The sequence below is a fragment of the Streptomyces sp. NPDC088147 genome (genome assembly GCF_044741565.1).
In the GTDB taxonomy this organism is placed as follows: Bacteria; Actinomycetota; Actinomycetes; order Streptomycetales; family Streptomycetaceae; genus Streptomyces.
In genome coordinates, this window is record NZ_JBIUSY010000001.1 from 65284 (window position 1) to 89603 (window position 24320).

Consider the following 24320-nt stretch of genomic DNA (forward strand, 5'->3'; position numbering starts at 1 on the left):
CGGAAGGATCAGTCAGTAGAAGATCAGATAGGCCAGTAGCGAGAAGGGGACGGCAGTCAGGAGGGCCAGCGCGCGTTCCTTGTGGGTTCGTCCCATGAGGAGGGGCACGAGGACCAGAACGGCGAGGCAGGTCCATGCCTGAGGAGCGTGGTGCAGGACCCACGCGTAGTGGATGGCCTCCGTACCGAAGACGCCCGCGAGGGCGGCGAGGCCGATGACCCGCCGGCGTGGGACGCTGCCTCGCCACCAGAACCCCGCCACCCCGAACAGGGGGCCGGCGATGAACGCCATCCCCAGCCATATCAGGGGAGCCTGCATGTCGCCCATGCCGTCGCGCGCGACCTCCGCATAGCCGTAGTAACCGATGACGAGAGCGGCCTCGGCGCACAGGCCCCCGGCCGCTGCTGCGGGCAGGCTGACCCGTCGGGCCAGCAGCGCGCCCGCGGCGAACGCGGCGACGGACCAGACCGCGCCGGAATTGGCGATCTGGTTCCATGCCCCGGGAAGCCAGCTCTGGGCCAGGTTGGTCAGGACGCCGAGCAGGAGTCCTCCGGCGAACGTCGACGCCGTTGCGCCGGCCCAGACTCCGCCACGCGCACCGGGCAGCGGGGTGATGACAGGGGATGCGTTCACGGTGGTGCTCACTGTCCGTCTCGAGGACTGCGGGGCTCACAAACCCTCTGGTGCAGTGATGAGGACGCGCGGGAGCGGAGGCGCGTTCCCTCGGCCCGTTCGGCCCCGGCTCCGGCTCCGGCTCCGGGAACGTGGCGAGCGCCCCGTCGGGCGGCATCGAGAGCGCGGCGTCGGACGCGACCCGCGTAGTCATCTGGCGACAGCAGCGAAACACGCGGGCGGCGGCCTCAGCTTGTCGTCTAAGGTCCCGCGTCCTTGCCGCCGGCGAGGCATATGCCCACCCAGCCCACCACGGGAAGGGCGCCAAGCCACGGCGCACGGGCCCGGCGCAGCGGTGAGGTTCAGCCGGGAAGGGCCACAGTGAGGTCCACCTCGACGAGCTGTCCGCCGAAGCCGAGCTGTGCGACACCCAGGAGCGTGCTGGCAGTGGTGAACGCCGGACCGATGACCGAGCCGGTGAGCCGACGCCACGCGGCGCCGAGGACGCCGGTGTCGTCGCTGCGCACATAGATCACCGAGCGGACGACATCCTGCGGTTGGGCGCCGACCGCCGCCAATGCGGTCAGGGCGTTTGCCGCGACCTGGTCGATCTGCATGTCGAGGGAACCCGGGCCGACGAGGGATCCATGGCGGTCGAGTGGGCACTGTCCCGCCAAGTAGGCCGTCCGGCCGGCCTCGGCCACGGTGATGTGGTGATAGCCAGGCGTTTCATGCAGCTGGTCAGGATTGATACGGGTGATCTTCGCACTCATGCCCGCGAGTCTGACGGACCCGCTACCAGCGCGCACCGGGTTTTCCGATCCGGAGACCACGGTGGTAAGAGCACCTGACAAACATTGAAAGACAAGCTGATGCCCGGGTCATGGCAGGTCTGGCGCCAGGTGTTCTGGTGTAGGCCCAGACATTGTCGGTCAGGACACGTTCGACGGTGATGCCTCGTGTGGCGAACCATGCTGTGGCGCGGGTCAGGAAGCCGGCGCAGGTCGGGGCGGTCTCGTCGGGCAGGTCCTCGGTGTATGCGAGGCGGGTGTGGGCGTCCAGGGCGGTACGCAGGTAGGCGTATCCGATGCCGTTGCGGCGATCCTTGTTCGGGCTGCCGGCCGCCCGGCCCAGGATTTTGTGGCCGCCGCCATGAGGGATACGGCCAGGTTTCTTCACGTCGATGTGGATCAGCTCACCGGGCTGGTCGCGTTCGTAGCGGCGGATCACGGTGCCGGTGGGCCGGTCGAGCCAGGCGCGCCGGTGCAGGCCGCGGCGGGCCAGGCTGCGGTGAACGGTCGAGGCGGGCAGCCCCAGGATCGGACCGATCCGGGCCGGTGGGAGCTTGCGGTCGGTCCGCAGTCGGCAGACGTCGGCCTCGATATCCGCCGTGGTCCGGTGCGATGTCTTCAAGGGCCTGCTGGAGCGGTCGGCCAGGCCCGCCGGCCCGCGCGGCTCGGGCACCCAGCGGCGTACGTAGCGGACTTGCGGGTCGTACCGCTTTCCCTGGATCACCGGGTTGGTGGGGCGCGAGTCCGTGCCGATACCTGTTATCCACTGCCAGTTGAGCCGATTGTTCGCGATGCCCGCGTCCACCAGCACCTCCGTGAAGTGGCGCGCGCTCGTCGTCGAGATCGTTGGCGTAGGCCTGGTGCTCGGCCGCGCGGCCCCGGACCTCCCACCAAGATCAGTCTCAAATCGATGCCTTTTCCTCGGCCGGACGATGAGTCCGCGGCTGAGCCACCGAGCACGAGGACCACACGCGAACTCAGTGCGCGCACCGATGAGTTTCCCGCGCCGCGCCGGTCTGTACGCGTGAAACCGACTCACGGAAGGCTGGCGCCATGCGGAAACTGATCTACGGCATGAACCTGACCCTGGACGGCTACATCGCCGCACCCGGCGACGACATCGGCTGGAGCGTACCGAGCGACGAGCTGTTCCAGTTCTGGTCCGACCAGTTGCAGGCAACCGACCTGACGCTGTACGGGCGCAAGCTGTGGCAGACGATGAGCTCCCACTGGCCGACCGGCGACCAACACCCCAACGCCACCGCGGCCGAGACCGAGTTCGCACGCCGCTGGCGCGACATGCCAAAGACGGTGTTCTCCTCCACGATCGACAAGGTCGACTGGAACACCCGCCTGGTCACCGGCGACGCAGTCGCCGAAATCACCCGCCTCAAGGCCGAGGACGGCGGCCCCATGGGCATCGGCGGCGCCACACTCGCCGGAGCAGCCATGCGCGCCGGACTGATCGACGAATACGTACTGGCCACCGCGCCAGTCCTGGCAGGCGGCGGCACACCATTCTTCACCGCGCTGGACAACTGGGTGAACCTCAACCTGGTCGAGACGCGAACACTTCCCGGCGGCGTGACCCTGACCAGATACGAGACGAGACGCTGAGCACCCGTCACGCGATTCGACCGCCTGCCGGGTCCTCCCGAATGTGAACGCCACTACGGTGTGCGCCGTTCCAGTCTTCCGGCGGGGCAGCGGCCTGCCGGATCACCGCGCCCCCCTTTCGCAGGCAGTGCGCATCGCGCGCGGGCACCCTCAGCGGCAGACCCGAGTCCGGCAGCGGCGAGGGCGGCACACCGGGCGCATACCCGGTCCATGGCTCGACGTTCTCGCGGTATCTGTCGTCCCTTCACCGCGAACCGCCTCCGCCGGCTCGTCCACCTGGGAGACCGGTGACGAAACAGGAGGGCAGGAAGATGACCCCGTCCCGCCGTACGATCCGCGTCCTCATTCCTGTTTCAATCTCACCCACCACTCAATCTGGTGACATAAGGTCACGACAAGCGAACACGACGTTACGGTTGCAGTGTCGGCGCGACGCTCAAGAGGGTGTCGTGGTATCAGACAGAGCCGATCATCCGGTTGTCAATCGTCATGGCTCATCCCCAAGGAGTGTCGTGAAGCTCTCCCCCCGTCCTCTGCGAGTCGTCTTGGCGGCAGCGTCAAGCGCCGCGCTGGCCATGCTGGCGTTCCCCAGTCCGGCTCACGCCGAGCTTGAGCGCGGTCCGGAAGTGCGTCAGGCGGCTCCGGCGTCCCTCGTCCCGTGCGGCTTCTTCCGGTACAGCGTCCGCGAGTCCCAGTTCGCCGCGTACAACCACTGCGGCACGACGACGGTACGGGTACACGTCGACGTCAGAGGAGGCGGTAGCACGAACGACTACCACCTCTGTGTGAGCCCCAGCCGCACGCAGCTACCGGGCGCAGGTCCGAACTACCTCAACGCCTACTACATCGGCGGCGCCGGCTGCCGGAGCGGAGACCGCACCGCACACACCTCCCACTGAGCCTTGATCCAGCAGAAGCCCTTGCGGATCGTCTTCGAGGTCAACCTCGCCTTCCAAGCCGTGCTGATCTCGACCGAACAAACGCAGGGAGTCGATGCACGGGTGACGGCGTTCGAGGTCTGCCCAGAAGTTGCTGGCCAGCACCGTGGACAGGTGCTGTTCAATGCCCGCTACATGGACGCCGCTGTGACTCTGCCCCGTCAGCGACGGCTTGACCGAGCAGGCCGCCGACGCCGCGATCGACACCGCCTGCCGCCTGCTGCGGCTGCCCTCCATCCGCGACTTCAACGAGCCCGCACTCTACAAGCTGCGCCTGAGCCCGTGCGCGCCGGCGAAGTCCGAAGTTCAGCCGATGAAGTCAACGAGATCGCGAGCGACGCGCCCTTCGACTTGGCACCGTCAAGAGTCCCAGCGGCAAGGCCGCGTCTGGCGCGGCCCCGCCACTCACCAGTCAATGGGGTCCACCGCATATCTGCAATGCGGGTCGTCCGCGCCGTCAGAGGTCTGCCACTCCTCGCCCAATAGTGAGGGCCGCGCGGCCAGAAGGGCGGTCAGCGCTCCGCCCGGCTGTACGTCGGCGGCAACCGCACCGGAGGCATCCTCGCTTTCCAGATACAGTCGCAGAGGCCCCTGTTCCATGAACCGGAACCCGAGCAGACGTGCTGTACCTGGGATCCGGGGGCTGCGAGCACGGTGAGAGCGGTCGGGGGCCGCCTGTTGGAGGCGGTTCTGTTCCTTGTCTCCTCCCGCCCGCTACATCACCGGCAGGGTCCTTGAGGCTCTCGGCGGGAAGCTCGCGATCGGCTGACTCCCGAGGGAGAAGCGCTGCTGCTGGTCGGCGCCGCGCGCCTGTGGAGGCGACGGCGGGTCGCGGCCGACGGGGAGACACCCCGCCGAGGGGCGTCCTATGGGCAGGGCCGATCGGAGAGCTCGGTGGGCGGGCAGCGGTCGTCGCGCTGAGCCGGCCACGTACCGGGGCGATTCCTTCAGGGCGTCATGGTGAAGCGGCGGCAGACGTGCACTCGGCTGAACTCGCCTCGCAGTTGCGCTTCGTCAGTGAGCTTCGCGTGCAGGAACGCGGCCCTGAGCCGCAGGCCGGGCCGCGGCTTGAGGATGGCGCGATCAGGCTCGTCCCCGGCGGTGTAGGCATGCGCGAAGACGTGGAGGTAGTGGTCGCTCTCCTCGAAACCCATCGCCCGGTACCAGCGCAGGGTGTCCGGGTCGTCCCGGGTCCACGCATCGAGCGTGGTCACTGCCGTGCCGCGGATCCGGGAGCGCGTCCTGCGGAGGAGGGCACGGCCGAGTCCGCGATGCTGGTGATCAGGATGGACGGCGATGGTGTCGATGGTCGCCAGCGCGCCTACGACCATGGTGTCCATGATCCCCACCACGGTGTCCGTCCGATCCACCGCCACCAGTTCGAGGCCGGGAACCGGGATGGCGGGCTTGGTGCGATCGACATCGTCGTAGTAGGCGGTGTTCAGGAAGGAGAGCACCCGGCAGCGGAGCCAGGAGCCCTCGTCGGCGCGGGTGTAATCACGGATGGTGTAGGTCACGGTCGTGATCCTCACGGGTTTCAAAGTCGAGGCCGGACGCGCGATGCACCCGTCGACAGACGCTGTGATGTCGCCGGTGAGCACGACCGTCAGCGCCATCTTCGGGACATCGAGTTCTTGGGCAATCAGACAGATCGTGGCATGCACGCTCTCGATGAGACCGCTCAGGCCCGGTTGAACCGGGCGGCGTACGTGATCGCGTCGACGTCTCCGATCTCGTCCGACATGCCGATGGCGAAGGGCACGGTGTCGACCAGGTTCATGATCTGAGCGGCGGAGTGGCGGGAGTTCAGCAGGACCAGCAGCGGCTTCTCATCAAGGGCGGCGATGGCCCCGGGCGAATGCGCCGGCAGAGACGATGGCGCTCTCGTGCGGCTCGTCGACGTCCCGTTCGCACTCGATCAGCTCCGCCGCACTGTGACCGGAGAAGTGAACGACATGCGGCCGGACCTGGGTGATTCCATCCAGGAGAATGTTGGTCGTCGCTGCCGGATGACCTTGAAGGTCCACCAGATCCCGCCGCGCGAGCGCCGCCAGAGCGTCAGGGCCGCCGACTTCACCCGCGCCCGCCAATTCGTCGACCGCTCCGGCATCGTCCCCCTGCTCCACCAGGCACAGAGCGCGCCCGCAAATCCCCCGCCGGCCGCACCCGCACCCGCACCGTCAGCCTCCACGCCCTGTCCATCGCCATGACCCTCGACTCCTGGCGCAACCAGGGACGCGTCGTCCTCGCCGAGGTCACCGACATCCTCGCCCAGCAGCTCACCCCCGCCACCCGCGCCCAACTCGGCCTGGCCGCCTGGCCCGACGACGCAGCCGGCCTCGAAGCCTCCTACCTCGCCGTACGCTTCTCCGAATCGCGCCGTCCAAAACGGATCAGGAACGGCTTTTGCTGGTGCCCCCTTCCCTCCCCCGAGCCTGCCGACGTGCTGAGTGCCACCGCACATCGGGCGGGTGGTCGCTGGTCACGCCAACATCAACACAACCATGGGATATGCGGTCATCTATCCCGTTGAGGCGATCGAAGCACACCGCTCATTCATCGCTCACCGCCGGAGCCTCCGGCCCTCCGAGGAGTACCGAGCGGTGATGCCCGAGCGGTGATGCCCGAGGAGTGGCAGGACTGCCTGGGGCACTTCGAGCTTCGCGAACTCGCCTTGGGAGAATGCGGTCGGGCCTACGGCACCGACTGCAATCATGAGCACGCTCGCGTCCGTTGTCCGGTCCTTGTGATGCGCCCCAGTGACAGGCCCGCGCTTGGTAGAGATGAGAGAAAATCTCCGGAAACGAATTGCTGAGGCCGAGAGCGAGGGGTGGCTCGGCGAAGTGGAAGGACTTTCCGTCAGCCTTGAGTCGGCCGACCGGAAAATCTCACAGCTTGACGAACGAAACGAGCGGACGACATCGCCGGTCTTTCTGGGAGTCCCCACTATTGGAGAGATTACCGGTCGTGCTACCGAGCTTGAAATGAGTGCTGTCGGTTTGGTCGTCGTTTGGTCGTGGTCAGCTGTCCATGGTCAGGCTGGCCACGAGGCTGCCGTCTACGCATACGGCACGGCAGCTGAGGACGAAGGCGTCGACGGCGTCGTCCCGTTGGGTGTGGGGTCGAGCGACACCGACCCGGCTGTGGCTGACGCCCGTAACGGGCCGGTAGACGATGTCCGGGCGCTGGTAGAAGCGGGCGGTCGCCTCGGGGGTGAGGCTGACGCCCTGGCCGTGGGCGATCGCGTTGAGCCATTCATCGGGATGGTGCGCGACCGCGCCGATACGCACCGGGTGCCCCTCGCGCTCATCGGCCGCGAGCCAGTAGTCGCGCCATTCCCCGGACTCGGCGGGAGCCGCCACGAACGGTTCGTCGTACAGATCCCGGAACCGGATCTGATCCTCCCCCGCGAGGCGATGCCCCGCAGGCAGAGCGATCCAGCGTGGCTCGGTCAGCAGCACCTCGACGTCGAATTCGCTCTGCGCGGGCACTGGCAGGCGCAGCAGCGCCACGTCGACGTCGCCGGTGGCCAGTCCGGCGGTGGGGTCGGTCCATTCGGTCTGTCGCATCTGGACCCGCCAGCCGGGGCGCCGTCGGGCGAAGTCGGCGATGATCAGCTGGGTGCGCTCGTTGGCGGCGCTGGCCACGAAGCCGACCCGTAGCGTGCGTGCCGCCCGGGTCGTGGCGCCCCGGGTGACGCGCAGCGCATTCTCCCAAGCGGTCAGCACGGCGCCGGCGTGGGCGGCCAGAGCCTCACCGGCCTCGGTGGGGGTCATCCCGGCGCGGGAACGGACGAACAGGTTCACTCCCAGCCGGGCTTCCAGCTGCCGTATCTGTTTCGTCAGTGCGGGCTGCGAGATGTAGAGGCGCTGAGCGGCCCGCGTGAGGTTGCCTTCCTCGACCACCGTGGCGAAGTACCGCAACAAGCGGGTGTCGACATCCATGCCGCCAGGTTATGGAAGCAGGTATTGGACGACTACGGCGGGCCGGCGGGAGCGTTGATCACGCGACCGGGACGGCCCGGTACCGAACACGCCGGAGAGCATCCAGATGACGACGAGTGAAGTCGTGCCCGACCCCAAGACCGAGGCCATCAACCAGTTCTTCTCTGCCTACGCCGCCCACGACGTCACAGCGATGAGCTCGGTCCTGGCTCCCGACATCGAGTGGACCATCCCGGGCCACCACCCGCTGTCGGGCACCAAGCACGGACTCGACGAAGTGGTCAGCTTCTTCGACCAGCTCGGCAAGGCGGGCTTCCGGGCCGAACCTGTATTTCTCGGCAGCAGCGGCGAGTACGTCGTCGACATCCACCGAGGCTGGACGACCCAGGGTGTGGGCCACGTCGACACGATGTGGGCGCTGGTGTGGCACTTCGACGCCGACGGCCAGGTCGATCGAGTGGACAACCTCAGCGGTGACCAACACCAGATGGACAACTACGTCTGGGCCAACTTCCCGTTGGCCCCCCTTCCAGCCCGCCTCGCCCGGGGACAGAAGGAATCGGCATGAAGATCATCGTGATCGGGGCGACCGGCACCATCGGCCGTGCGGTCGCAGACGGGCTCGAGACCGAGCATGAGGTGATACGGGCTTCACGCAACGGCAGCACCCGGGTTGACCTGGAAATACCGGCCTCCATCGACGTCCTTTTCGCCACCGTCGGCACAGTGGACGCGGTCATCTGCTGCGCGGCCAGCGGTCAGCTGACCCCACTCGCATCACCTTCGGACGACGAGTTCACTCTCGGCCTGAAAGGCAAACTACTGGGACAGGTGGCCTTGCTCCGCCGGGCAGTGGATCACGTGCGGGACGGCGGATCCATCACCCTCACCAGCGGTACCTTTCAGGAGCCCACGCCGGGCAGCTCGTTCGGCGCTCTTGTCAACGCCGGACTGGAGGCGTTCGTCCGGGCCGCGGCCATCGAGATGCCCCGCGGGCTGAGAGTGAACGTCGTCAGCCCAGGATGGGTGACGGAGACGCTCGAAAAGCTCGGTATGGACTCCAGGGGAGGCACACCGGTGAGAGACGTCGCCCGCGCCTACATCAATGTAGTCACAGGACAGACGCAGGGACAGACCTTGACCCCTTCCCCCCGCTGACCGGCCGGAGTGTCGGCAAACGAGCCGGATATCGCTGCGGAACCGGCTCGCTCGGGGTCAGCGTCCATGGTCAGGCCGGTGCCCGCCAACAGCCGACCACCGAGCTGTGTACGAGCACGGATGACCAGGACGCGATAGTCCTTCCAGCCGAAGCCCTTCGGCTCTTCCGTGCGGCTCCGTACTCGCGGAGTGCGTAGCTCAGACGGGACCGCTCATCAGTCTTACCCGCGACCGCACCTCCCTCTTCCAGCACTCGTAGCTCAGAGAAGTCGGGGACGACGTCCAGGCGGCAGCCACTCGTTGAGGGCTGCGACCAGCACGGTCGCCTCGTAGCGGACCACGAGCTTGTCATACCTCGTGGCTACAGCCCGGTGGCGCTTGAGGCGGTTGATCCCGCACTCGACCGCGTGCCGCTGCTTGTAGTCGTCCTTGCCGAACTTGGGCGGCCGTCCGCCTCGCGATCCGCGCTCGAGGCGGTTGCGGACGCGGTCCGCCGGGACCTGATCCGCTTGCTTGGAGTGCACTCCAAGGTCATAGCGTTGAGACAGCTGAACCCAACACCCAACGCGTCGACGCATCATCCCGTACGACCAACTGGAAAGACGGCAAACGGCAAATGGAAGACAACCAATTCACCACGCATGCAGAACTTTTCGATCTGCGTGGAAAGCGCGCGCTCGTCACCGGTGGCACCCGAGGCATCGGAATGATGATCGCGCGTGGCCTTCTCCAGGCGGGCGTCCGCGTGGTCATCAGCTCACGCAACGCAGAAGCGTGCGCTCAGGCGCAGGAACAGCTGTCCACATTCGGTGAGGTGCGGGCCATCCCCGCCGACCTGTCCCGCCACGACGAGTGTCGGCGCCTGTCCGACCTCGTCACCGCCGACTCGGAGCGTCTCGACATCCTCGTCAACAACGCGGGCGCCATGTGGGACGAGCCGCTGGCGACGTTCCCCGACGCGGCCTGGGACACGGTCGTCGACCTCAATCTGAAGTCGCCGTTCTGGCTGGTCCAGGCGCTGCTGCCCGCACTTCGCAGGGCGGGCACCGCCGACGATCCCGCGCGGATCATCAACATCGGCAGCATCGCCGCCATCCACATCCCCCAGCGGCCCAACTACTCGTACTCCAGCAGCAAGGCCGCACTGCATCAACTCACCAGAGTGCTCGCCAAGGAACTAGGACCGCAGCACGTCACCGTGAACGCCGTGGCGCCGGGACCGTTCCCGTCGGCGATGATGGCCGCAACCCTCGATGAGTTCGGCGAGGCGATCGCGGCTTCGGCCCCACTACGCCGGATCGGCCGCGACGACGATATGGCGGGTGTCGCCGTGTTCCTCGCCAGCCGGGCAGGCGCATACCTCACAGGCGCCGTGATCCCCGTCGACGGCGGCATCGCCACAACCGCGTAGGCCGCCCAGGGTCTGCTCATGGAAGTTGATCTTGATCGTTCGTGATCATGTCCAATGGGACGTGGGGATCTGACGAACGGCCAGTGGGCCCGACTTGAGCGGCTGTTGCCGCAGGGCATCAAGTCGGGCCGTCCGCCGGTATGGACGCGGCGGCAGCTGACAGACGGCATACGGTGGCGGACCCGGACGGGTGCTCCCTGGCGTGACGTGCCGGAACGCTACGGGCCGTGGGACCGCGTCCATGACCTGTTCCGGCGCCGGCAGCGCGATGGCACCTGGGCCCGGATCGTCACTCAGCTGCAGGCCGAGGCGGATGCCAAGGGCCTGATCACCTGGGACGTGAACATCGACTCCACGGTCTGCCGGGCCCACCAGCACGCGGCTGGGGCGGCGAAAAGGGGGATCTCCAGAAGGAACCGCCCGGCGGGATCACCGTCGAGCCGGCCGACCACGGGCTCGGACGCTCCCGGGGCGGCCTGACCAGCGAGATCCACCTCGCCGTCGAGCGGGGTCAGAAGCCGCTATCGGTGGTGATCACCGCCGGACAGCGGGGTGATTCGCCTCAGTTCGAGTCGCTCCTGGAAGCGATCTGGGTGCCCCCGGCTCGGAGTCGGCAGGCCGCGCATGTCCTCTGCCACACGACCTTGACCGTTTGGCAGGTGATCTTGATCGAACTGGAAGCACCAGTTTCTGGAGTGCGGTCAGGTCCACCGCGGGGAAGCCCGGTTCGCGCAGTGCGGATCAGTGCCGTACGAACGCCAGATCTCGCTGCCGCATGTGGTCGCGTGGGCCAGCCGCCCGCAGGACCACGTCCAGCACCCGCGCCGGGTCGGCGGCGTACGCGTGCGAGAACCACGCCATGTTGGCCTCCACCACGGCCCAGCGGTGTCCCGGACGGTACGGGTCGAGCACCTGCCCGACGTCCACCACCACGGCGCTCGGCAGCGCGGGCCCGGCCACCGCGACCAGGCGGTCGGCGAACTCTGTGATCTCCCCGGCGACGGCCCGGTCCGCCCGGTCCGTTCCGAGCAGGCGCGGGTCGAGCCGGCCGAACACCGCGTACCGGCTCGCCGCCGCGATCCGGCCGTCCAGCAGGAACAGCCGGTACTCGGCAGCGAAGGTCACCACCTCGGACAACAGCACCGGTGTCGCCGGGTCCAGAGCGCTGGACAGCCGGGAGCCGTCGTTGTAAACGCCAGCCGGGAAGGACTTGTCACGAGGCGGCTTGACGAACGTCGGCCGGTCGATCGCCCATGCGTCCGCGATGGTCCCTGCCCGGACCTGGCGACCGGTGAACTCCTCCGGCAACTCGGCGAGCCAGCCGTCCGTCGGCTCCAGCAACGCGAACCCGAGCCGGCCTGCCAGCCGCGCACCCGCGACCGGCCCGCCATACCAGTACGCAGGGCCTGCCAGGCCGGGCTCCTCCGCGGCCCTGACCGACATCCCTCGCCCCGCCGCCTCAACGGCCAACAGCTCCATCGTCGACGTCCGCCGCCCAGGCATGACCAGCACCGCGAATCCCTCCCGCACTCCGCAAAACCACCACGCTAGCCCGCCATGCCCGCCATGCCCGCCACAGCAGAATTGGCCTGGCCGCTTGCCGCTCAGGGAGTGCCCGTCGACATGTCGATGGATGCTGCGAAGGCCGCCAGGGTAGTGAAATCGTCGTTCCACAGACCGACCCGTGGATTGACGTGATGGAGCAAGGCGGGTGCGCAGTGGTTGGCAGCCACGTTTGCATGATCCGCGTCGCCCTGTTCGTCGTCCACCCAAGCGAACGGTCGGCCGTTGGCGTACTCCACCAACGGCTCGGACTTCCAATGAATGCCAGCAGGACGCTCGTTGAGCAGAGCGTTACCGAAGTCGACGAACGGTAGTTCAGGCAGACCGAGCACAGGTCCGATCCACTTGTTCGCATCACTCATCCAGGTTGTGGCCCAGCATCAGCCGTACCATGCCGCACCTGGTCGCCGCCCGGCTCGTCACCGTGGTCCGTCGCGGGCGCTTCCAGCTCCACCCGATGCTCGCCGCGTTCAACGACCCCCGCGAGCAGCAGCGAGCCGTCAAGGCGCTGCCCCGGGACATGCGACTGGACGCCGGCGACTTCGAAGACGAGTACGAGTGCCGCTTCCAGCTCCACCTGGACGGGAAGGCCCGCAAGGCCGAAGCCAAGGCCAAGGGCAACGTCACGCCTATCACCAAGACCCATCTCAAGCGCGTCCGCTGACCCGGCCGCCCGGCCGGGCAACGGCGCTGCACCCCAGGTGCGGCGCCGTTCTCGTGTCCGGAGCAGTACACCGTTCCCCTCCAGGGGAAAGCCGCAGGTCGGCAGCGTACGGCTCTGCGTGGCGGTAGCGCCAGGTAAACCGGTTTGTTCTAGTTCTGGGCGTAGCCGCGCCGTGCGGATACCGCGAACGCGCCGTCCAGGATCGCCTGCCGCCGCTCGATCAGCCCACGAGCCGTACGTCTGCCCCCGGTTGACACTTCTGAACCCATGGGTTCAGTGTACTTATCGAACTGGTAAGACTAGAAACCTGAACCGGCTGGTTCAGTACGTGTGGAAGGGTGGTACAGGCGTGATCGTTCACATGCTGCGTTTCGCGTTCAAGGAAACCGCGACCGAGGAGGAGCGCGAGCGCGTGCTCGCGGTGATACGACGGACGGCCTCTGTCGAGTCGGTTTCGTTCTCGACGGTAGGTCAGACACTCGGGGATTCCGATGGCTTCACCCATGCCTGCTGCGTCGGCATCGCCGACCTGCCGGCTCTGCGGCGGTACATGCACGATCCGGTCCACCTGGCAGGCGACCCGCAGATCATGCCCTATCTGGCCAGAATCGCCATCGGCCCGGACCTGTCCGACGATATGACACCCACCCTGGCCCGGGACACCCTCACCCTGCACGAGGAGAAGGTCGCGCTCTACCCGCAATGGGCCGCCCAACTCGGCCCATTGTTGGCAGCCTCGTGAGGTGATCCGGTAGTTCGTCATACATGACGCGGGCGCAACTGACGTATGAGACAGGGGAGTTCGACAGGCCGTATCTGCCGATCGGCAGATACGGCCCGTATCCTGAGCGGCTGCGGCAGCAGTTCGAGGGCGTGATCTGGCGGTTCCGGACCGGTAGGAAGTGGCGGAGACGCCGGCCGAGTTCGGCGCCTGATCCACCGTCCACAACCGCTTCGCTGGCGGCACACTTGACACGGGCCCGGCGCAGGGCAGCAGCCTCGGTCGCCGCAGCCTGGCGGGCCCCGCTCCGTGCGAGCTGTCTCGACCACGGCCGACGCATCGTCGAACGCGGCCTCCCGAGCCGGAAACGCCCTCCGGCTCAGCTCACTCATCGCCCTGGCCTCCCGCTCCACCGCCTTCGTGATCACCGGGCCCGGCCGCCGTGAGGGAGCGGTGGCCCGGTGAGCTTCACCACCGCCGTCGGCGGGATCTGCGCGACGCCCTGGCCGTCGGTGCCGGCGTCACCGGCGGCCGGGTCGGCGGGTCGGCGGGTCGGCGGGTCGGCGGGTCGGCGGGTCGGCGGGTCGGCGGGTCGGCGGGTCGGGAACGAAGCCAGAGCAAGATCCCAGTGGTCAGCCGCGTGCAGCAGGGCAGCCCGTTCGACCTCAACCTCCACGAAGTACTGATAGATGTCTGCTCCGTCTTCACCCTGCTGTCATGGGGGTGCTGCCTCCATGGACAGGTGCACACGTATCACCGCACCGTCCTCGCTGCGATCGGCGAGGCTGAAGGCCAGGACCGGCTCGATGAACGACGTATCCGGGGGCAGTTGGCCGTCGGTGTCAGGTCCGGTGACCGCAGCCGTCCCTGCGGCCACCGCGCGCAGCCACGCGGATACCTGAGAGGCTTCATCGGTCAGCAGACAAGGATCGGTGAAGGACCAGATGCCCTCCGGAGTCCGCACCGTACCGCCGATGACCAGCCAGTTGTCATCGTATGAGTCGCCGAGGACCGCTGAGAATTGGTACCGCAGCGGGCAGAGCTCGACGCTGCTTGTCTGATCGCCCAAGAACATTGTCAAAGGGTGTCACCGTCTCTCTCGACGTTGTTGTGGGTGCTGCGGCGGTCAACACCTGGAACGCGCGGCGGGCGGCCGTGCTCTCGTGGCTGGGCTGGTGCGCGGAGCCCGGCTACAACGGTCCGGTGGTCCTGATCGGATGAGCCGTCCCACAGGCCTGTCGTCACCCAGTTCATCGGCCCGGCACCGCCGGTGGCGGTCGTCCTCCGGGGCGATCGAGGATCGCAGCGCCAGCGGGTGCCCCGCTCCCCCGCCGTGGGTGGCGGTCGTCCTCCGGGGCGATCGACGCCAGTCGCGGGTGGTTCAGTGCTGGTGGCAGTTGCGGCTCTGTCGCCGAGACCTGCTCGAATGTGCGGACGCCTTCCGGAAGGCCGCTGACGAGGTCGCCGAGGCGGTTCGAGCGGACCAGCCGCTCCGACAGGCGTAGTGCGGCTGTCGGCTCGTTTGGCCTTCTGGCAGTGCGCCGACCGCTTGAGCTCGCCATCGTTTGACGACAGACGACAGACGACGGGTCGGTGGACGGCGACCGGCTCAGGTCGAGCGCAGACAGAAGGGGTGTCCGGCCGGGCTGGCGTATACGCGGCTGCCGCCGCGGGTTTCCGGGGCGACGTCGTCGGTGGGTCGCAGTCGGGTGGCGCCGGCTTCGGTGGCCGTGCGGTCGGCGGTTGCGAGGTCGTCGACGCCGAAGTCGAGGTGCATCTGCTGGGAGGTGCCGTCCGGCCAGTTCGGGGCGGTGTGTCCGGGGGCGGACTGGACGACGATCACCGGGAGGCCGGCGGCCTGAACGAAGTGGTGGGTCGGCGTGGGGGTGAGGGAGCCGCCGAGCAGCCGCTGCCAGAAGGCGCTCTCCTTCTCGATGTCGGCGGCGTCGATGATCACGGAGGTCAGGGTGATGGGCATGGGGTGTCCTGTTCGTGCTGTCGGTGGTTGCTCAGACGGTCGGGATGATGCCGCCGTCGACGCGGAACTGCGCTCCGGTGAGCCACTTCGCGCGGCCGGAGGCGAGGAAGGCGATCATCTCGGCGACGTCCTCGGGATCCCCGGGGCGGCCCATGGGGACCTTCAGGTGGTCCACGATCTGCTGCGCGACCTCCCCGGTGGTGACGCCCTGCTTCTCCGCCATGTGTTTCAGGTGGGCGGTGGCGCCGTCGGTGACGACGAAGCCTGGCAGCACGCAGACCACGCGTACTCCGTGCTCGCCGACCTCGGTGGCCAGTTCGCGGCTGTAGGTGTTGAGCGCGGCCTTGGCGGCGGCGTAGGAGGCCTCGGTGCGCTGGGGCAGTTGACTGGCGATCGAGGAGACGTGCACGACGACGCCGGAGCCCCGCTCGACCATGCCCGGCACCAGGGCCCGGTCCAGGCGCACGGCACTGAGGAGGTTCATCTCCAGGTCCGCCTGCCAGGATTCGTCCGACCGGCTCAGGGTCGGCGCCGGGGCGCTCGCCGCGCCCGCGTTGTTCACGAGCACGTCCACGCCGCCCACCCGCTCCACGACCCGGCGGCCGAGTTCGGCCACACCCTGCTGCGTGGAGAGGTCCGCCGCGAGGAATGTGGCACCACTGTCCTCCACGGGTCGGCTGCGGGAGGCCGTCAGCACGGTCGCTCCCGCGGCGACGAAGCGGCGCGCGGTCGCCGCGCCCAGGCCCCGGCTACCACCGGTGACCAGTACCCGAAGGCCGTCGAGGCTGTTGTCCGTGATGGGCATGAGGTCTCTCCTCCGTAAGATGAACCTGACTCCGGAAACGGTACACGTAAACGGAACCGGACTCACCTTATGGAGGTTCTCTTGCCGACATCACGCCCGCTGCGCGCCGACGCACGACGCAACCGCGAGGCACTGCTGTCCGCGGCCCGCCAGGCATTCCTCGGCGGTGACACCGACGCGCACGTGGAGGACATCGCCCGCAGCGCCGGCGTCGCCGTCGGAACGCTCTACCGCCACTTCGAAACCCGCGAGGCGCTGATCGAGGAGGTCTACCGCACAGAGGTCGACATCCTGTGTGATGCGCCCGGTGACCTGCTGGACGATCACGCTCCGGAGGAGGCGCTGCGGCGCTTCCTGCTGCTGCTCGTGGAACACGCGGCGGTGGGCAAGGGGATGTCCAGTGTTCTGGAGAGCATCATGGCGACGGACTCACCGGTCTTTGACGACGCACGCACGCGTATGGCCGACGCCCTCTCCCTGCTGCTCGAAGCCGGCAGCGCGGCCGGCACCGTCCGCGACGACGTCACCGGCTCCACCCTGTTGCGCGCCCTGGGCGGCGTCTGTGGAATGCGCGCCACGGAGGGCTGGTTGGTCGAGGCCCGGCAGATCACTGCTCTCCTCTTCGACGGCCTGCGCCACAGGGCCCCGCAGGCGCCCTGAGAGTCGGGTGCCGCGTGCCGTGCACCACCGGGTCGGTCCAGTCCGTTACTCCTGACCGCTTCCGTCGTCGCCCTCGTCCAGCTCCGGCCCGTCCGGGTCGCGCAGCGGGCGCAGGGCGTCGGCGGCCGGGCCGCCCCTTCCGCCCCGACCGCCTGTCCGCACTTCTCGACGAGCTCGGTGCCCCAGCGGCTGCCGCCCGCGGCGCCGCCATCCGACAACAACTCCTTGAGACGCCCGCTCCCGTCGTCGCGGACGCTCTCGGCCACCGCAACAAGGCCACCACCGCCTGCTCAACGAGACCGGCGGAACGTGAAGCCGCGACGCCGCCGGCAATCACCTACGGTCGCCGCCTGGCTGGACTCCGCAGATAAACGCCGACAGTTGATGTGGGCGAAGCCACCGCTACCCAGGTCAGGTTCCCCCCGTGCTGCGGCGCCCGCCCACAACCGTCTCTAGGCCCTGTCTTCAAAGTAGTGGCGTCCGCCCGGAGGGCGGGCTCGGCGGCGTCCGGTGCGTGCGATCGCAAGGCGGAGGGTCGCCCCCGTACTGGACGTACTGGGGTGATCCCGGCAACGCCGCGAGCGTGTGTGCCGGGCGTCGCCGAGCAGGCGGGACTTTGAAGACAGGGCCTAGTGGTGCCATGCCTCGCCTCCGACGTTGTGGATCATCCGCTGGAGCACCTTGAGGGTAACCAGGTACTCCTCATCAGTGATGCCGTCGTGGGCTTGCTTCCGCATGGCCCACTGGCGCTCTGCGCACTGGCGATAGACCGCGTCTCCCCCAGAGGTCAGCCGAAGGCGGTTCTCACTGTCGAGCGCCAGCAAGTCCCGGTCGAGGAGGGCGTCGATCTCCCCCGCAAGCGCGACTCCCACGTCCAAGTAGCCCTCCAGGACTATCGTCACCTCCTCGCGGGTCCGGCCGTTCTCGCTCGTGGCCACCTGGTTCAGAACCCACCACTGGGGCTGGGTGACATCGAACTGTGCCAGCCCGGCGCGGATGTTCGTGACAACTGCTTTGCTAGCGGCCCCGCTCCAATAGCCAATCGGCTGCTTGACCAGTTCGGTGTCGTTGTGCGAGTACTCCATCGTTCCGCCCTCACCATCCTCGGATCTTGACTGGTGAGAATGAACGTAGAACCCCAACCAAACATGAGGTCAAGCACCTGCGGGCATCCGGTGGCCTGCTCGGCGGCGTCCGGGTGGACGGCGCTACTTCGAAGACAGGGCCTGGTGCTCTGACCGCGCAGGTTCGCCGGGGTGGTGGTCGTGGCGGTTGGATGTGCGGTGACGTCTGATCCGACCGCTGGAGGCGCGCTGGCCGAGCCCGTCCGTGTGCGCAGACTGACCGACCAGGAGAGGCGGAAGCCGAAGCAGGTCGTGCGCCGGGGCAGCACCAGTTCGGTGCGCTACCGGCGGGCGATGATGCTGGCCTCGGCCGGCGGGAACCGCGTCCCGGTGATCGCCCAGCGCTTGCTCGCTCGCCTCGGTGTCACCTGCCAGCGCATCAAGATTTGGAAGGAGTCTCCGGACCCCGAACGGGGGACGAAGCCGGACCGTATCGAGCACGTCCCGGACCGCTTCCCGGACCGGTTTCCGCCTTCGACGGGTTCGGCCCGCTGGGGATCCGGCCCACCGCAGGCTCGGGCCGGGCAGAACGACAGCGCCCCGATCGGCTGCCGGCCAACGTCTCGTGGGCGAACCCGATCGAGGCGCACTTCGGACCGCTGTGGCAGTTCACCATCGCCAACTCCAACCACCCCAACCACACCGTGCAGACCCGGACCTTGCACGTCTGCCTGAGCTGGCGCAACGCCAACGCCCGTCACCGCGACGCCCTGGCCGCCGAACGCAAGGAACGCGCTCGCATCCGAAGGGAGCAGGGCATCCGCTGGGGCGGGCGCCAGCGGGCAGGGCATTCACCGGGAAGGCCGACCGTCTGTCATCACGGCCTCATTTTGGCGTCTTGAGCATCTCCAGAAGGATGCGCTGCAGATCGGTGCGGTCCTGCGGGGTAATCCTCGCCAGCCTGCGGTCGAACTCCGCCGCGAGCGCTGAGAGCGCGCGGTCCCGCGCCGCCTCGCCCTCGGCAGTCAGGATGAGCCGATGCCGCCGCAGGTCCTCGTCGTCGATCTCGCGCCGCATGAACCCCTTTGCGACGAGGTTGCGGACGTAAACCGTCACACTCGCTTTAGGGATCATCAGCGCCGCCGCGAGTCCGGCAGGATACGGCGACGCGGCCACCTCCGCCAGCACGAAGAACTCCTTCGTCTCCAGCCCAAGCTCGGCCAGTTCAGCGCTGCAGGCATCCATTACGACGCTCAGCAGACGCTGGTTCAGCGTCCACAGCTGCGCCCCGTCGACCGCCACGCAAGCCCCTCCATCCGTTCAGGTGGTACAGTTCTGAATTAGTTCTGAATTGTACTGCATGGTGTTTCGTACTGGACAGTCATGGAACAAACATCTACGTGAAGGCGTCATCAGATGCTTCAGCACATCATGATCCCGCGCGGACCGATCGATCTCGCGGCCGACCTCTACCTGCCCGACAACATCGACGATGCGGCGCCGCTGCGCGCCGTGGTGCTCTCCACGCCCGGCAGCAGCGTGAAGGAGCAGATCGGCGCGAACTACGCATCCCGCCTCGCCGCCTGCGGCATCGCCGCGCTCGTGTTCGACCCCGCCCATCAGGGTCGTAGCGGCGGAGAGCCCCGCGACCTCGAAGACCCCTACCGCCGCGGCGAGGACATCTCCTACGCGATCGACGCGCTCAGCACGATGCCCGGCATCGACCCGGAACGCATCGGCGTCCTTGGCATCTGCGCCGGCGGAGGTTACGCAGTGCACACCGCCCGCACGGACCATCGCATCAAGGCGGTCGGCACGGTCGTCCCAGGCAACATGGGCACGTCGTTCCGCAGCTTCCAGCCGGATGGCGCGGCGGCCGCACTCGACACCATGGCTGACGCGCGCATCGAAGAGACCCACTCCGGCGAGCTGACCCGCGTGAACTGGCTGCCCGACACCCTGGAAGAAGCCACAGCAGCCGGGCTCACCGATATCGACACGACCCAGGCAGTCACCTATTACCGCACCGAGCGGGGCGGGCACGCACACTCCACGAACCGCCGTCTCGCGCGCGGGGACTCGCTGCTGCTGGGCTACGACGCGTATCACCTGGTCGACCAGCTCATGACGCAGCCTCTTCAGGTCATCCTCGCCGGACGCATCGGCAACACCGGCTCCTACGAGTCCGGCATGCGGTTGTGGAAGCTGGCACCCAACCCGGTCGACATCATGGTGATCGACGGCGCCGGCCACTACGAGATGTACGACGAGCCCGAGTACGTCGACGCCGCCGTCGACCGACTCGGCAACTTTTATCTGAACAACCTGTAAATCAACCAACTCGGTGCACCTATGCGGTCACGGCACTAGGCGTGTTACGAAAGTCCCGCCTGCCACGCCAGCCGCAAGGCACGCGCCCGCGTCCTCAGCGTGTCCGACGCTGGAGCGTCGCCGCGCGCGGGCCACGTCGACCGGGGGCGGCGCATCGTCCGGGACGACATCGGGCTCGGGGAACGCGCGGCGGCTGAGCTCGCGCATCTCTACGCCGCAAGATCCACGAAGGTGCCGTGTTCGTCCCACCGCACCCCCCGCCGCTCCTCCCGTCCGTCCCGCAGCCCGTCTGGAAGCCCTGGGTGAGGTGGCATCACGAGGGTGCCCCCACGATCGGGACGACACACACCCCTACTTATTCGCGAAGTTAGCTTATGTGGCGATTCATCCTCATAGTGGTGGAGCTACGTCCGGGCGCCGTGAGTAAGGAATGCATTGTCGTGGTTACTGTCAGTGACGCCTTCTATGGAATCCTTCGCCACCACGGAGTGAGGGCGGTGTTCGGGAACCCGGGGTCGAACGAGCTGCCGTTCCTGACCGGGCTTCCGGACGACATCCCCTACTACCTCGGCCTGCAGGAAGGCGCCGTCATCGCGATGGCGGACGGATTCGCTCAGGCCACGGGCACCATCGGCTTCGCGAACCTGCACGCGGCCGCCGGAACCGGCAACGCGATGGGGTGCCTGACCAATACCCAGGCCAGCCACACACCGGTGGTCGTGATGGCTGGCCAACAGACACGGCGCTACGTGCCGGCCGGCGCCCTGCTCACCAACGTCGATCCCATCAAGCTGACCGAGCCTCTCGTCAAGTGGGCCGACGAACCCCTGCGCCCTCAGGACGGCCCCGCGCTCGTGTCCAAGGGACTCATGCTGGCCGACTCCGCCCCGCGCGGCGTCGTCTATCTGTCGGTGCCCCTCGACGACTGGCCCGAGCCCGCGGACGACCACGCGCAGGCCTTCCTGCTTCAGCGTGCCGTAGACGGATCCCCCGTCGTCACCCCGCAGACGGTCGAAACCCTGGTCGCCGCACTCAACGGTGCCTCCAAAACGGCGCTCGTCCTCGGCCCGGGCGCCGATACCGAAGAGGGGTTCCAGGCCGCCGTCGCGCTGGCGGAACGCGCCCGCCTCCCCGTCTGGGTCGCCCCCAGCGCCCCCCGCTGCCCCTTCCCGACACGCCACCGCTGCCACCAAGGGCTGCTTCCGACCGCGGCGGGCGAGCTCGCCAAGATCCTCGCGCAGTACGACACCGTCGTCTGCTTCGGCGCCCCGGTCTTCCGCTACCACGCACCGAGCACGGAGGACTTCCTCCAGCCCGGCACCACCGTCTACGCCGTCACCGACGACCCCGACGAAGCCACCCGCGCACCGTTCGGACGAATGTTCGTCGGCGACGCCTCCGACGCCCTGGTCCGCGTCAGCGGCGCGGTCGCCGAAAGCGACCGGCCGTGGCCCACGCCGCTCACGATCACCGAAGCCGACACCAGCGGACCGCACTTCACCGCCGAAGCCATCCTCGACGCCATCGACCGCGGCACCCGCGACGACAACACCGTCTTCTCGCTTGAGTGGACCTCCGGCGAGATGCTCCGCGACCGGCTTACGATTGCCCGCGCGCGTTCCCTCTTCTACTCCGCCGCAGGAGGACTCGGCTGGGGTCTTCCTGCCGCGATCGGCCTCAAACTCGGCCGGCCCGACCGGCCCGTGGTCTGCCTCCTCGGCGACGGCTCCCCGCACTACACCATCGCCGGCCTGTGGACCGCAGCCCGCCACAAGGTCCCGGTGACCTTCGTGGTGTGCACCAACACGAAATACCGCGCGCTGGAGGAATTCGCCGAAGAACTGCACGTCCCCAAGGGCGAATACCTGCACATCCCCGACCTCGGCATCCTCGACATCGCCCGCGGCTACGGCCTCGAAGTCCACCGAGCCGAAACCCTCGAGGACCTCACCGAGTACCTCAAGAAGGGCCCCGACGCCACCGGACCCCGCCTCGTCGAGATCCTCCAGCGCTGACCGCCGGCGGGGTCCTGTGGCGTCACGGCTTCACCATGTCCTTGTTCTTCACGTCCTGCCTCATATGGGTCTTCCTTGGTTGCAGGTTGATGGGTTCCGGCAGAGGGCGGGGCGTATCAGCACTGGTCGGCAGCGTGGATCAGGGCGCGCTCGCCGACGTCGACGCGCCGTCCGCGCCGCCGACGAAGCCGACCCGATTGTCAGGGAGTTCCAGGGAGCTGCCGGAGGGGACGGGACTCGTTCCGTCGACCAGCCCGCCGGCTGCCTTCACGCCGTCGGCGGCCTGGGCCGTCACGATCAGGGCGCCCGCTTCGGATGCTGGGCTGCGCGGCAGGCACCCCCGGGGTGCCGGGGTGTCAGGCGCGGCGAGCGGCCCAGACGGTGCGCTCGGTGCGTACGGCGAGATCGTCGCGGCGCAGGATGCTGTTCGGGCCGTCCGTGTCGAGGAGCCTGTCGAGTGCGGCGAGGTCCTCGGGGCTGAGTGCGGGTGCGGCGACGCCGCGGATGCGCTGCAGGCTGCGGTAGGCGTAGCGTCCGATCGCTTCGCCGCGCTCACCTTCGATGTTCACGGTGATGGTGCGCTCGTCCTCGACGGTGAAGCCGGCGGCGGTGAGCATCGGGCCCCAGTCGGCGCCGCGGTGCGGAACGTGCTCGGCGTGGAAGCTGTCGGTCGCGGCATGGGCGCGCTCTTCGAGACCGGGCCGGTCCTCGGGGGCGTCGGCGGGCAGGAAGCGGGGGAAGCCCGCGAGCTCGACGACGGCGAACAGGCCGCCGGGAGCGAGCAGGTCGTGGACGCTCGTGAGGGCGCGGTCGGGGTGGGCCATGTGGTGCATCGAGGCCGAGGCCCACACCAGGTCCGGTGTGCCGAGATCGGGCCAGTGGTGGGTGTCGAGGTCGGCCCGCACGGCGAGCACGCGTTCCCGCACACCGCGGGCGCATGCCTTTTCGCGCAGGAGCTGGAGGTGCCCGGCCGAGGCGTCGACGGCGGTGACATGCGTTTCGGGGAAACGGTCGAGAAGCGCGAAGGTGCCCGCTCCTGTACCACAGCCCAGGTCCACGATCTGGCGCGGCTCGCTCTTGAGCGGCAGCCAGGCGGTGATGGACGCGATGTGCTGGGCGAGCACATCGGCGTCCAGGTCGAGGATTTCCGCCTGGCCGCTGTCGTCGTGCGACTGGCGGTGGCCGTGTGAGTCGTCAGGGTGGGACGTGTGCTGATGCGCTGGGGTCATGGCAACACCGTAAGAGGGTCATGCGCAGATAGCACGAATGTTTGCCGAATACGCAAGAAGGTGGCCGGGTACGCTGCCCATCACGCAAGATCGCCCGGCGGAGCGGGGCCTCTGGCGCGGCCTCCGGGTCCTATTCGCTGAAGCCCTGCCCGCCTCCGCAGTCGGCTTCGGTGCCGTCGGCGCCGGCGTCCTTCCGGTGGCCGCGGCGGGCGTCGCGGTCGAAGATCCCCATGATCTCGCACGGTCCGCCCTCGGCGCCGATGGCGTGCGGCATCATGGTGGGGAACTGGGCGGCCTGGTTGGTCTCGATGCGATAGCGCCGGTGGCCGAGCATGAGGATGGCGGTGCCGGACAGCACGACGAGCCATTCGCGGCCGGGGTGGGCACGCATGCGGGCCGGGTTGTCGGGCGGCGGGTCGGTCATCCTCTGACGCATCACACTCATGCCGGGGTCGCCCTTCATGGGCCAGCGCATCAGGCCGTGAGCGCTGTCGATCATCGGGCTGATGACGATGTCGTCGGCGGCGTTCTCCACGAGCTGGTCCAAGGTGGTGTCCAGGGCGCGGGCGAGAGTGACGAGCTGATCCAGGGCGAGGCGGCGTTGACCGTTCTCGATGCGGCTCAGTGAGGACTGGCTGAGGTTGGCGCGGGTGGCCAGTTCCTCCAGCGACCAGCCCTGCGCGACGCGCAGCGCGCGGATCCGTTTGCGTACGAGGCTGTCCAGCTGCCCATCTTCTTGCGTCATGAGCAACATCGTATGCCCATGATGCAAGGCGCGTTTAACGTCGCATACAGCTGGTCCAGCACGGGGCCGGGGTA

Annotated in this window: 28 protein-coding genes and 6 pseudogenes; 15 read left to right on the plus strand and 19 right to left on the minus strand. The window is 68.2% G+C overall.

Annotated features, from left to right (window positions below; translation table 11 throughout):
• Positions 1–12: 12 nt before the first annotated feature.
• From ACIOGX_RS00370 to ACIOGX_RS00385, 4 genes and pseudogenes are all read right to left on the minus strand, one after another.
• Positions 13–633, minus strand: a complete 621-nt coding sequence (locus ACIOGX_RS00370) for a DUF6518 family protein (RefSeq protein ID WP_401908852.1) — start codon at positions 631–633, stop codon at positions 13–15.
• A 341-nt stretch (positions 634–974) separates the two neighbouring features.
• On the minus strand, positions 975–1385 hold the full coding sequence (locus ACIOGX_RS00375) for a RidA family protein (protein WP_356518350.1): 411 nt from the start codon (positions 1383–1385) through the stop codon (positions 975–977).
• Positions 1386–1536: 151 nt separating this feature from the next.
• Positions 1537–1938, minus strand: a pseudogene (locus ACIOGX_RS00380) (IS481 family transposase); the annotation flags it as partial.
• 183 nt (positions 1939–2121) lie between these two features.
• Positions 2122–2511, minus strand: a pseudogene (locus ACIOGX_RS00385) (hypothetical protein); the annotation flags it as partial.
• Here ACIOGX_RS00385 and ACIOGX_RS00390 point away from each other — a divergent pair.
• The 3 genes and pseudogenes from ACIOGX_RS00390 to ACIOGX_RS00400 all read left to right on the plus strand — a co-directional run.
• The gene (locus ACIOGX_RS00390; protein ID WP_401908854.1) at positions 2457–3020 is read left to right on the plus strand and encodes a dihydrofolate reductase family protein; all 564 of its coding nucleotides are present in this window, start codon (positions 2457–2459) and stop codon (positions 3018–3020) included. The pseudogene ACIOGX_RS00385 and the gene ACIOGX_RS00390 sit on opposite strands and share 55 nt — an antisense overlap.
• 512 nt (positions 3021–3532) lie before the next feature.
• The gene (locus ACIOGX_RS00395) at positions 3533–3919 is read left to right on the plus strand and encodes a DUF6355 family natural product biosynthesis protein (RefSeq protein WP_401908857.1); all 387 of its coding nucleotides are present in this window, start codon (positions 3533–3535) and stop codon (positions 3917–3919) included.
• 186 nt (positions 3920–4105) lie between these two features.
• Positions 4106–4217, plus strand: a pseudogene (locus tag ACIOGX_RS00400) (AAA family ATPase); the annotation flags it as partial.
• A 688-nt stretch (positions 4218–4905) separates the two neighbouring features.
• Here the strand turns inward: ACIOGX_RS00400 and ACIOGX_RS00405 are convergent.
• Positions 4906–5475: a GNAT family N-acetyltransferase gene (locus ACIOGX_RS00405; protein ID WP_401908860.1), complete on the minus strand. Its 570-nt coding sequence runs from the start codon at positions 5473–5475 to the stop codon at positions 4906–4908.
• A gap of 315 nt (positions 5476–5790) precedes the next feature.
• The gene (locus ACIOGX_RS00410; RefSeq protein ID WP_401908862.1) at positions 5791–6084 is read right to left on the minus strand and encodes a hypothetical protein; all 294 of its coding nucleotides are present in this window, start codon (positions 6082–6084) and stop codon (positions 5791–5793) included.
• Between the two features lie 80 nt (positions 6085–6164).
• Between ACIOGX_RS00410 and ACIOGX_RS00415 the strand changes: the two genes are divergently transcribed.
• Positions 6165–6491: a hypothetical protein gene (locus ACIOGX_RS00415; RefSeq protein WP_401908864.1), complete on the plus strand. Its 327-nt coding sequence runs from the start codon at positions 6165–6167 to the stop codon at positions 6489–6491.
• Between the two features lie 487 nt (positions 6492–6978).
• Here ACIOGX_RS00415 and ACIOGX_RS00420 read toward each other — a convergent pair whose 3' ends face one another.
• Complete coding sequence (locus ACIOGX_RS00420) at positions 6979–7902, minus strand: LysR family transcriptional regulator (protein ID WP_356518356.1); 924 nt, start codon at positions 7900–7902, stop codon at positions 6979–6981.
• A 106-nt stretch (positions 7903–8008) separates the two neighbouring features.
• Between ACIOGX_RS00420 and ACIOGX_RS00425 the strand changes: the two genes are divergently transcribed.
• Both ACIOGX_RS00425 and ACIOGX_RS00430 read left to right on the plus strand, forming a co-directional pair.
• On the plus strand, positions 8009–8470 hold the full coding sequence (locus ACIOGX_RS00425) for a nuclear transport factor 2 family protein (RefSeq protein ID WP_401908867.1): 462 nt from the start codon (positions 8009–8011) through the stop codon (positions 8468–8470).
• Complete coding sequence (locus ACIOGX_RS00430; protein ID WP_401908869.1) at positions 8467–9060, plus strand: short chain dehydrogenase; 594 nt, start codon at positions 8467–8469, stop codon at positions 9058–9060. The genes ACIOGX_RS00425 and ACIOGX_RS00430 overlap by 4 nt, the downstream gene beginning before the upstream one ends.
• Positions 9061–9320: 260 nt before the next feature.
• Here ACIOGX_RS00430 and ACIOGX_RS00435 read toward each other — a convergent pair whose 3' ends face one another.
• Positions 9321–9584, minus strand: coding sequence for a hypothetical protein (locus tag ACIOGX_RS00435; protein WP_401908872.1), 264 nt, complete (start codon positions 9582–9584; stop codon positions 9321–9323).
• A 92-nt stretch (positions 9585–9676) separates the two neighbouring features.
• On the opposite strand from ACIOGX_RS00435, the gene ACIOGX_RS00440 reads away from it, so the two are divergent.
• The gene (locus tag ACIOGX_RS00440; RefSeq protein ID WP_401908874.1) at positions 9677–10471 is read left to right on the plus strand and encodes an SDR family oxidoreductase; all 795 of its coding nucleotides are present in this window, start codon (positions 9677–9679) and stop codon (positions 10469–10471) included.
• 54 nt (positions 10472–10525) lie between these two features.
• Positions 10526–10951: a transposase gene (locus ACIOGX_RS00445; RefSeq protein ID WP_401908877.1), complete on the plus strand. Its 426-nt coding sequence runs from the start codon at positions 10526–10528 to the stop codon at positions 10949–10951.
• A 261-nt stretch (positions 10952–11212) separates the two neighbouring features.
• Here ACIOGX_RS00445 and ACIOGX_RS00450 read toward each other — a convergent pair whose 3' ends face one another.
• Complete coding sequence (locus ACIOGX_RS00450) at positions 11213–11950, minus strand: ATP-grasp domain-containing protein (protein ID WP_401760125.1); 738 nt, start codon at positions 11948–11950, stop codon at positions 11213–11215.
• A 125-nt stretch (positions 11951–12075) separates the two neighbouring features.
• Positions 12076–12414, minus strand: a pseudogene (locus ACIOGX_RS00455) (hypothetical protein); the annotation flags it as partial.
• An 11-nt stretch (positions 12415–12425) separates the two neighbouring features.
• On the opposite strand from ACIOGX_RS00455, the gene ACIOGX_RS00460 reads away from it, so the two are divergent.
• The gene (locus ACIOGX_RS00460; RefSeq protein WP_401908880.1) at positions 12426–12698 is read left to right on the plus strand and encodes a hypothetical protein; all 273 of its coding nucleotides are present in this window, start codon (positions 12426–12428) and stop codon (positions 12696–12698) included.
• 349 nt (positions 12699–13047) lie between these two features.
• Positions 13048–13440: a Dabb family protein gene (locus ACIOGX_RS00465; protein ID WP_401908883.1), complete on the plus strand. Its 393-nt coding sequence runs from the start codon at positions 13048–13050 to the stop codon at positions 13438–13440.
• Between the two features lie 403 nt (positions 13441–13843).
• Here the strand turns inward: ACIOGX_RS00465 and ACIOGX_RS00470 are convergent, their stop codons facing one another.
• Together ACIOGX_RS00470 and ACIOGX_RS00475 are read right to left on the minus strand one after the other, a co-directional pair.
• Positions 13844–14095, minus strand: coding sequence for a hypothetical protein (locus ACIOGX_RS00470; protein WP_401908886.1), 252 nt, complete (start codon positions 14093–14095; stop codon positions 13844–13846).
• Positions 14096–14134: 39 nt separating this feature from the next.
• The gene (locus ACIOGX_RS00475; protein WP_401908889.1) at positions 14135–14494 is read right to left on the minus strand and encodes a hypothetical protein; all 360 of its coding nucleotides are present in this window, start codon (positions 14492–14494) and stop codon (positions 14135–14137) included.
• A 38-nt stretch (positions 14495–14532) separates the two neighbouring features.
• Here ACIOGX_RS00475 and ACIOGX_RS00480 point away from each other — a divergent pair.
• A pseudogene (locus ACIOGX_RS00480) lies at positions 14533–14628 on the plus strand (site-specific integrase); the annotation flags it as partial.
• Positions 14629–15028: 400 nt separating this feature from the next.
• Here the strand turns inward: ACIOGX_RS00480 and ACIOGX_RS00485 are convergent.
• Entirely contained in the window at positions 15029–15397 is a 369-nt protein-coding gene (locus tag ACIOGX_RS00485) for a VOC family protein (RefSeq protein ID WP_401908893.1), read from the minus strand.
• A 31-nt stretch (positions 15398–15428) separates the two neighbouring features.
• The gene (locus tag ACIOGX_RS00490; RefSeq protein WP_356518364.1) at positions 15429–16202 is read right to left on the minus strand and encodes an oxidoreductase; all 774 of its coding nucleotides are present in this window, start codon (positions 16200–16202) and stop codon (positions 15429–15431) included.
• A gap of 81 nt (positions 16203–16283) precedes the next feature.
• On the opposite strand from ACIOGX_RS00490, the gene ACIOGX_RS00495 reads away from it, so the two are divergent.
• Positions 16284–16862 (plus strand): TetR/AcrR family transcriptional regulator, encoded by a 579-nt coding sequence (locus ACIOGX_RS00495; protein ID WP_401908896.1) that lies wholly within the window; start codon positions 16284–16286, stop codon positions 16860–16862.
• Positions 16863–17491: 629 nt separating this feature from the next.
• Here ACIOGX_RS00495 and ACIOGX_RS00500 read toward each other — a convergent pair.
• On the minus strand, positions 17492–17947 hold the full coding sequence (locus tag ACIOGX_RS00500) for a MarR family transcriptional regulator (protein ID WP_356518366.1): 456 nt from the start codon (positions 17945–17947) through the stop codon (positions 17492–17494).
• A gap of 228 nt (positions 17948–18175) precedes the next feature.
• Here ACIOGX_RS00500 and ACIOGX_RS00505 point away from each other — a divergent pair.
• Positions 18176–18828: pseudogene (locus ACIOGX_RS00505) on the plus strand (hypothetical protein).
• Here ACIOGX_RS00505 and ACIOGX_RS00510 read toward each other — a convergent pair.
• On the minus strand, positions 18812–19228 hold the full coding sequence (locus ACIOGX_RS00510; RefSeq protein WP_356518367.1) for a MarR family transcriptional regulator: 417 nt from the start codon (positions 19226–19228) through the stop codon (positions 18812–18814). The pseudogene ACIOGX_RS00505 and the gene ACIOGX_RS00510 overlap by 17 nt on opposite strands.
• 114 nt (positions 19229–19342) lie before the next feature.
• Between ACIOGX_RS00510 and ACIOGX_RS00515 the strand changes: the two genes are divergently transcribed.
• Together ACIOGX_RS00515 and mdlC are read left to right on the plus strand one after the other, a co-directional pair.
• Positions 19343–20257, plus strand: coding sequence for an alpha/beta hydrolase (locus ACIOGX_RS00515; protein WP_401908900.1), 915 nt, complete (start codon positions 19343–19345; stop codon positions 20255–20257).
• A 440-nt stretch (positions 20258–20697) separates the two neighbouring features.
• On the plus strand, positions 20698–22272 hold the full coding sequence (gene mdlC, locus ACIOGX_RS00520) for a benzoylformate decarboxylase (RefSeq protein WP_401908902.1): 1575 nt from the start codon (positions 20698–20700) through the stop codon (positions 22270–22272).
• A gap of 139 nt (positions 22273–22411) precedes the next feature.
• Here the strand turns inward: mdlC and ACIOGX_RS00525 are convergent, their stop codons facing one another.
• The 3 genes from ACIOGX_RS00525 to ACIOGX_RS00535 all read right to left on the minus strand — a co-directional run bounded on the left by ACIOGX_RS00525 (position 22412) and on the right by ACIOGX_RS00535 (position 24246).
• Positions 22412–22567 (minus strand): hypothetical protein, encoded by a 156-nt coding sequence (locus ACIOGX_RS00525; protein WP_401908905.1) that lies wholly within the window; start codon positions 22565–22567, stop codon positions 22412–22414.
• Positions 22568–22628: 61 nt separating this feature from the next.
• Positions 22629–23501 carry a class I SAM-dependent methyltransferase gene (locus ACIOGX_RS00530; protein WP_401908908.1) on the minus strand — a complete coding sequence of 291 codons (873 nt, stop codon included), beginning with the start codon at positions 23499–23501 and terminating at the stop codon, positions 22629–22631.
• Positions 23502–23631: 130 nt separating this feature from the next.
• The gene (locus ACIOGX_RS00535) at positions 23632–24246 is read right to left on the minus strand and encodes a helix-turn-helix domain-containing protein (RefSeq protein WP_401908911.1); all 615 of its coding nucleotides are present in this window, start codon (positions 24244–24246) and stop codon (positions 23632–23634) included.
• Positions 24247–24320: the final 74 nt, after the last annotated feature.

Coding starts and splice junctions, on each gene's coding strand:
- ACIOGX_RS00420 (WP_356518356.1), bottom strand. CDS start 7,902: ATGGATGTCGACACCCGCTTGTTGCGGTACTTCGCCACGGTGGTCGAG.
- ACIOGX_RS00425 (WP_401908867.1), top strand. CDS start 8,009: ATGACGACGAGTGAAGTCGTGCCCGACCCCAAGACCGAGGCCATCAAC.
- ACIOGX_RS00485 (WP_401908893.1), bottom strand. CDS start 15,397: ATGCCCATCACCCTGACCTCCGTGATCATCGACGCCGCCGACATCGAG.
- ACIOGX_RS00445 (WP_401908877.1), top strand. CDS start 10,526: ATGGGACGTGGGGATCTGACGAACGGCCAGTGGGCCCGACTTGAGCGG.
- ACIOGX_RS00530 (WP_401908908.1), bottom strand. CDS start 23,501: ATGACCCCAGCGCATCAGCACACGTCCCACCCTGACGACTCACACGGC.
- ACIOGX_RS00450 (WP_401760125.1), bottom strand. CDS start 11,950: ATGGAGCTGTTGGCCGTTGAGGCGGCGGGGCGAGGGATGTCGGTCAGG.
- ACIOGX_RS00375 (WP_356518350.1), bottom strand. CDS start 1,385: ATGAGTGCGAAGATCACCCGTATCAATCCTGACCAGCTGCATGAAACG.
- ACIOGX_RS00430 (WP_401908869.1), top strand. CDS start 8,467: ATGAAGATCATCGTGATCGGGGCGACCGGCACCATCGGCCGTGCGGTC.
- ACIOGX_RS00415 (WP_401908864.1), top strand. CDS start 6,165: ATGACCCTCGACTCCTGGCGCAACCAGGGACGCGTCGTCCTCGCCGAG.
- ACIOGX_RS00535 (WP_401908911.1), bottom strand. CDS start 24,246: ATGACGCAAGAAGATGGGCAGCTGGACAGCCTCGTACGCAAACGGATC.
- ACIOGX_RS00500 (WP_356518366.1), bottom strand. CDS start 17,947: ATGGAGTACTCGCACAACGACACCGAACTGGTCAAGCAGCCGATTGGC.
- ACIOGX_RS00460 (WP_401908880.1), top strand. CDS start 12,426: ATGCCGCACCTGGTCGCCGCCCGGCTCGTCACCGTGGTCCGTCGCGGG.
- ACIOGX_RS00475 (WP_401908889.1), bottom strand. CDS start 14,494: ATGTTCTTGGGCGATCAGACAAGCAGCGTCGAGCTCTGCCCGCTGCGG.
- ACIOGX_RS00490 (WP_356518364.1), bottom strand. CDS start 16,202: ATGCCCATCACGGACAACAGCCTCGACGGCCTTCGGGTACTGGTCACC.
- ACIOGX_RS00440 (WP_401908874.1), top strand. CDS start 9,677: ATGGAAGACAACCAATTCACCACGCATGCAGAACTTTTCGATCTGCGT.
- ACIOGX_RS00515 (WP_401908900.1), top strand. CDS start 19,343: ATGCTTCAGCACATCATGATCCCGCGCGGACCGATCGATCTCGCGGCC.
- ACIOGX_RS00390 (WP_401908854.1), top strand. CDS start 2,457: ATGCGGAAACTGATCTACGGCATGAACCTGACCCTGGACGGCTACATC.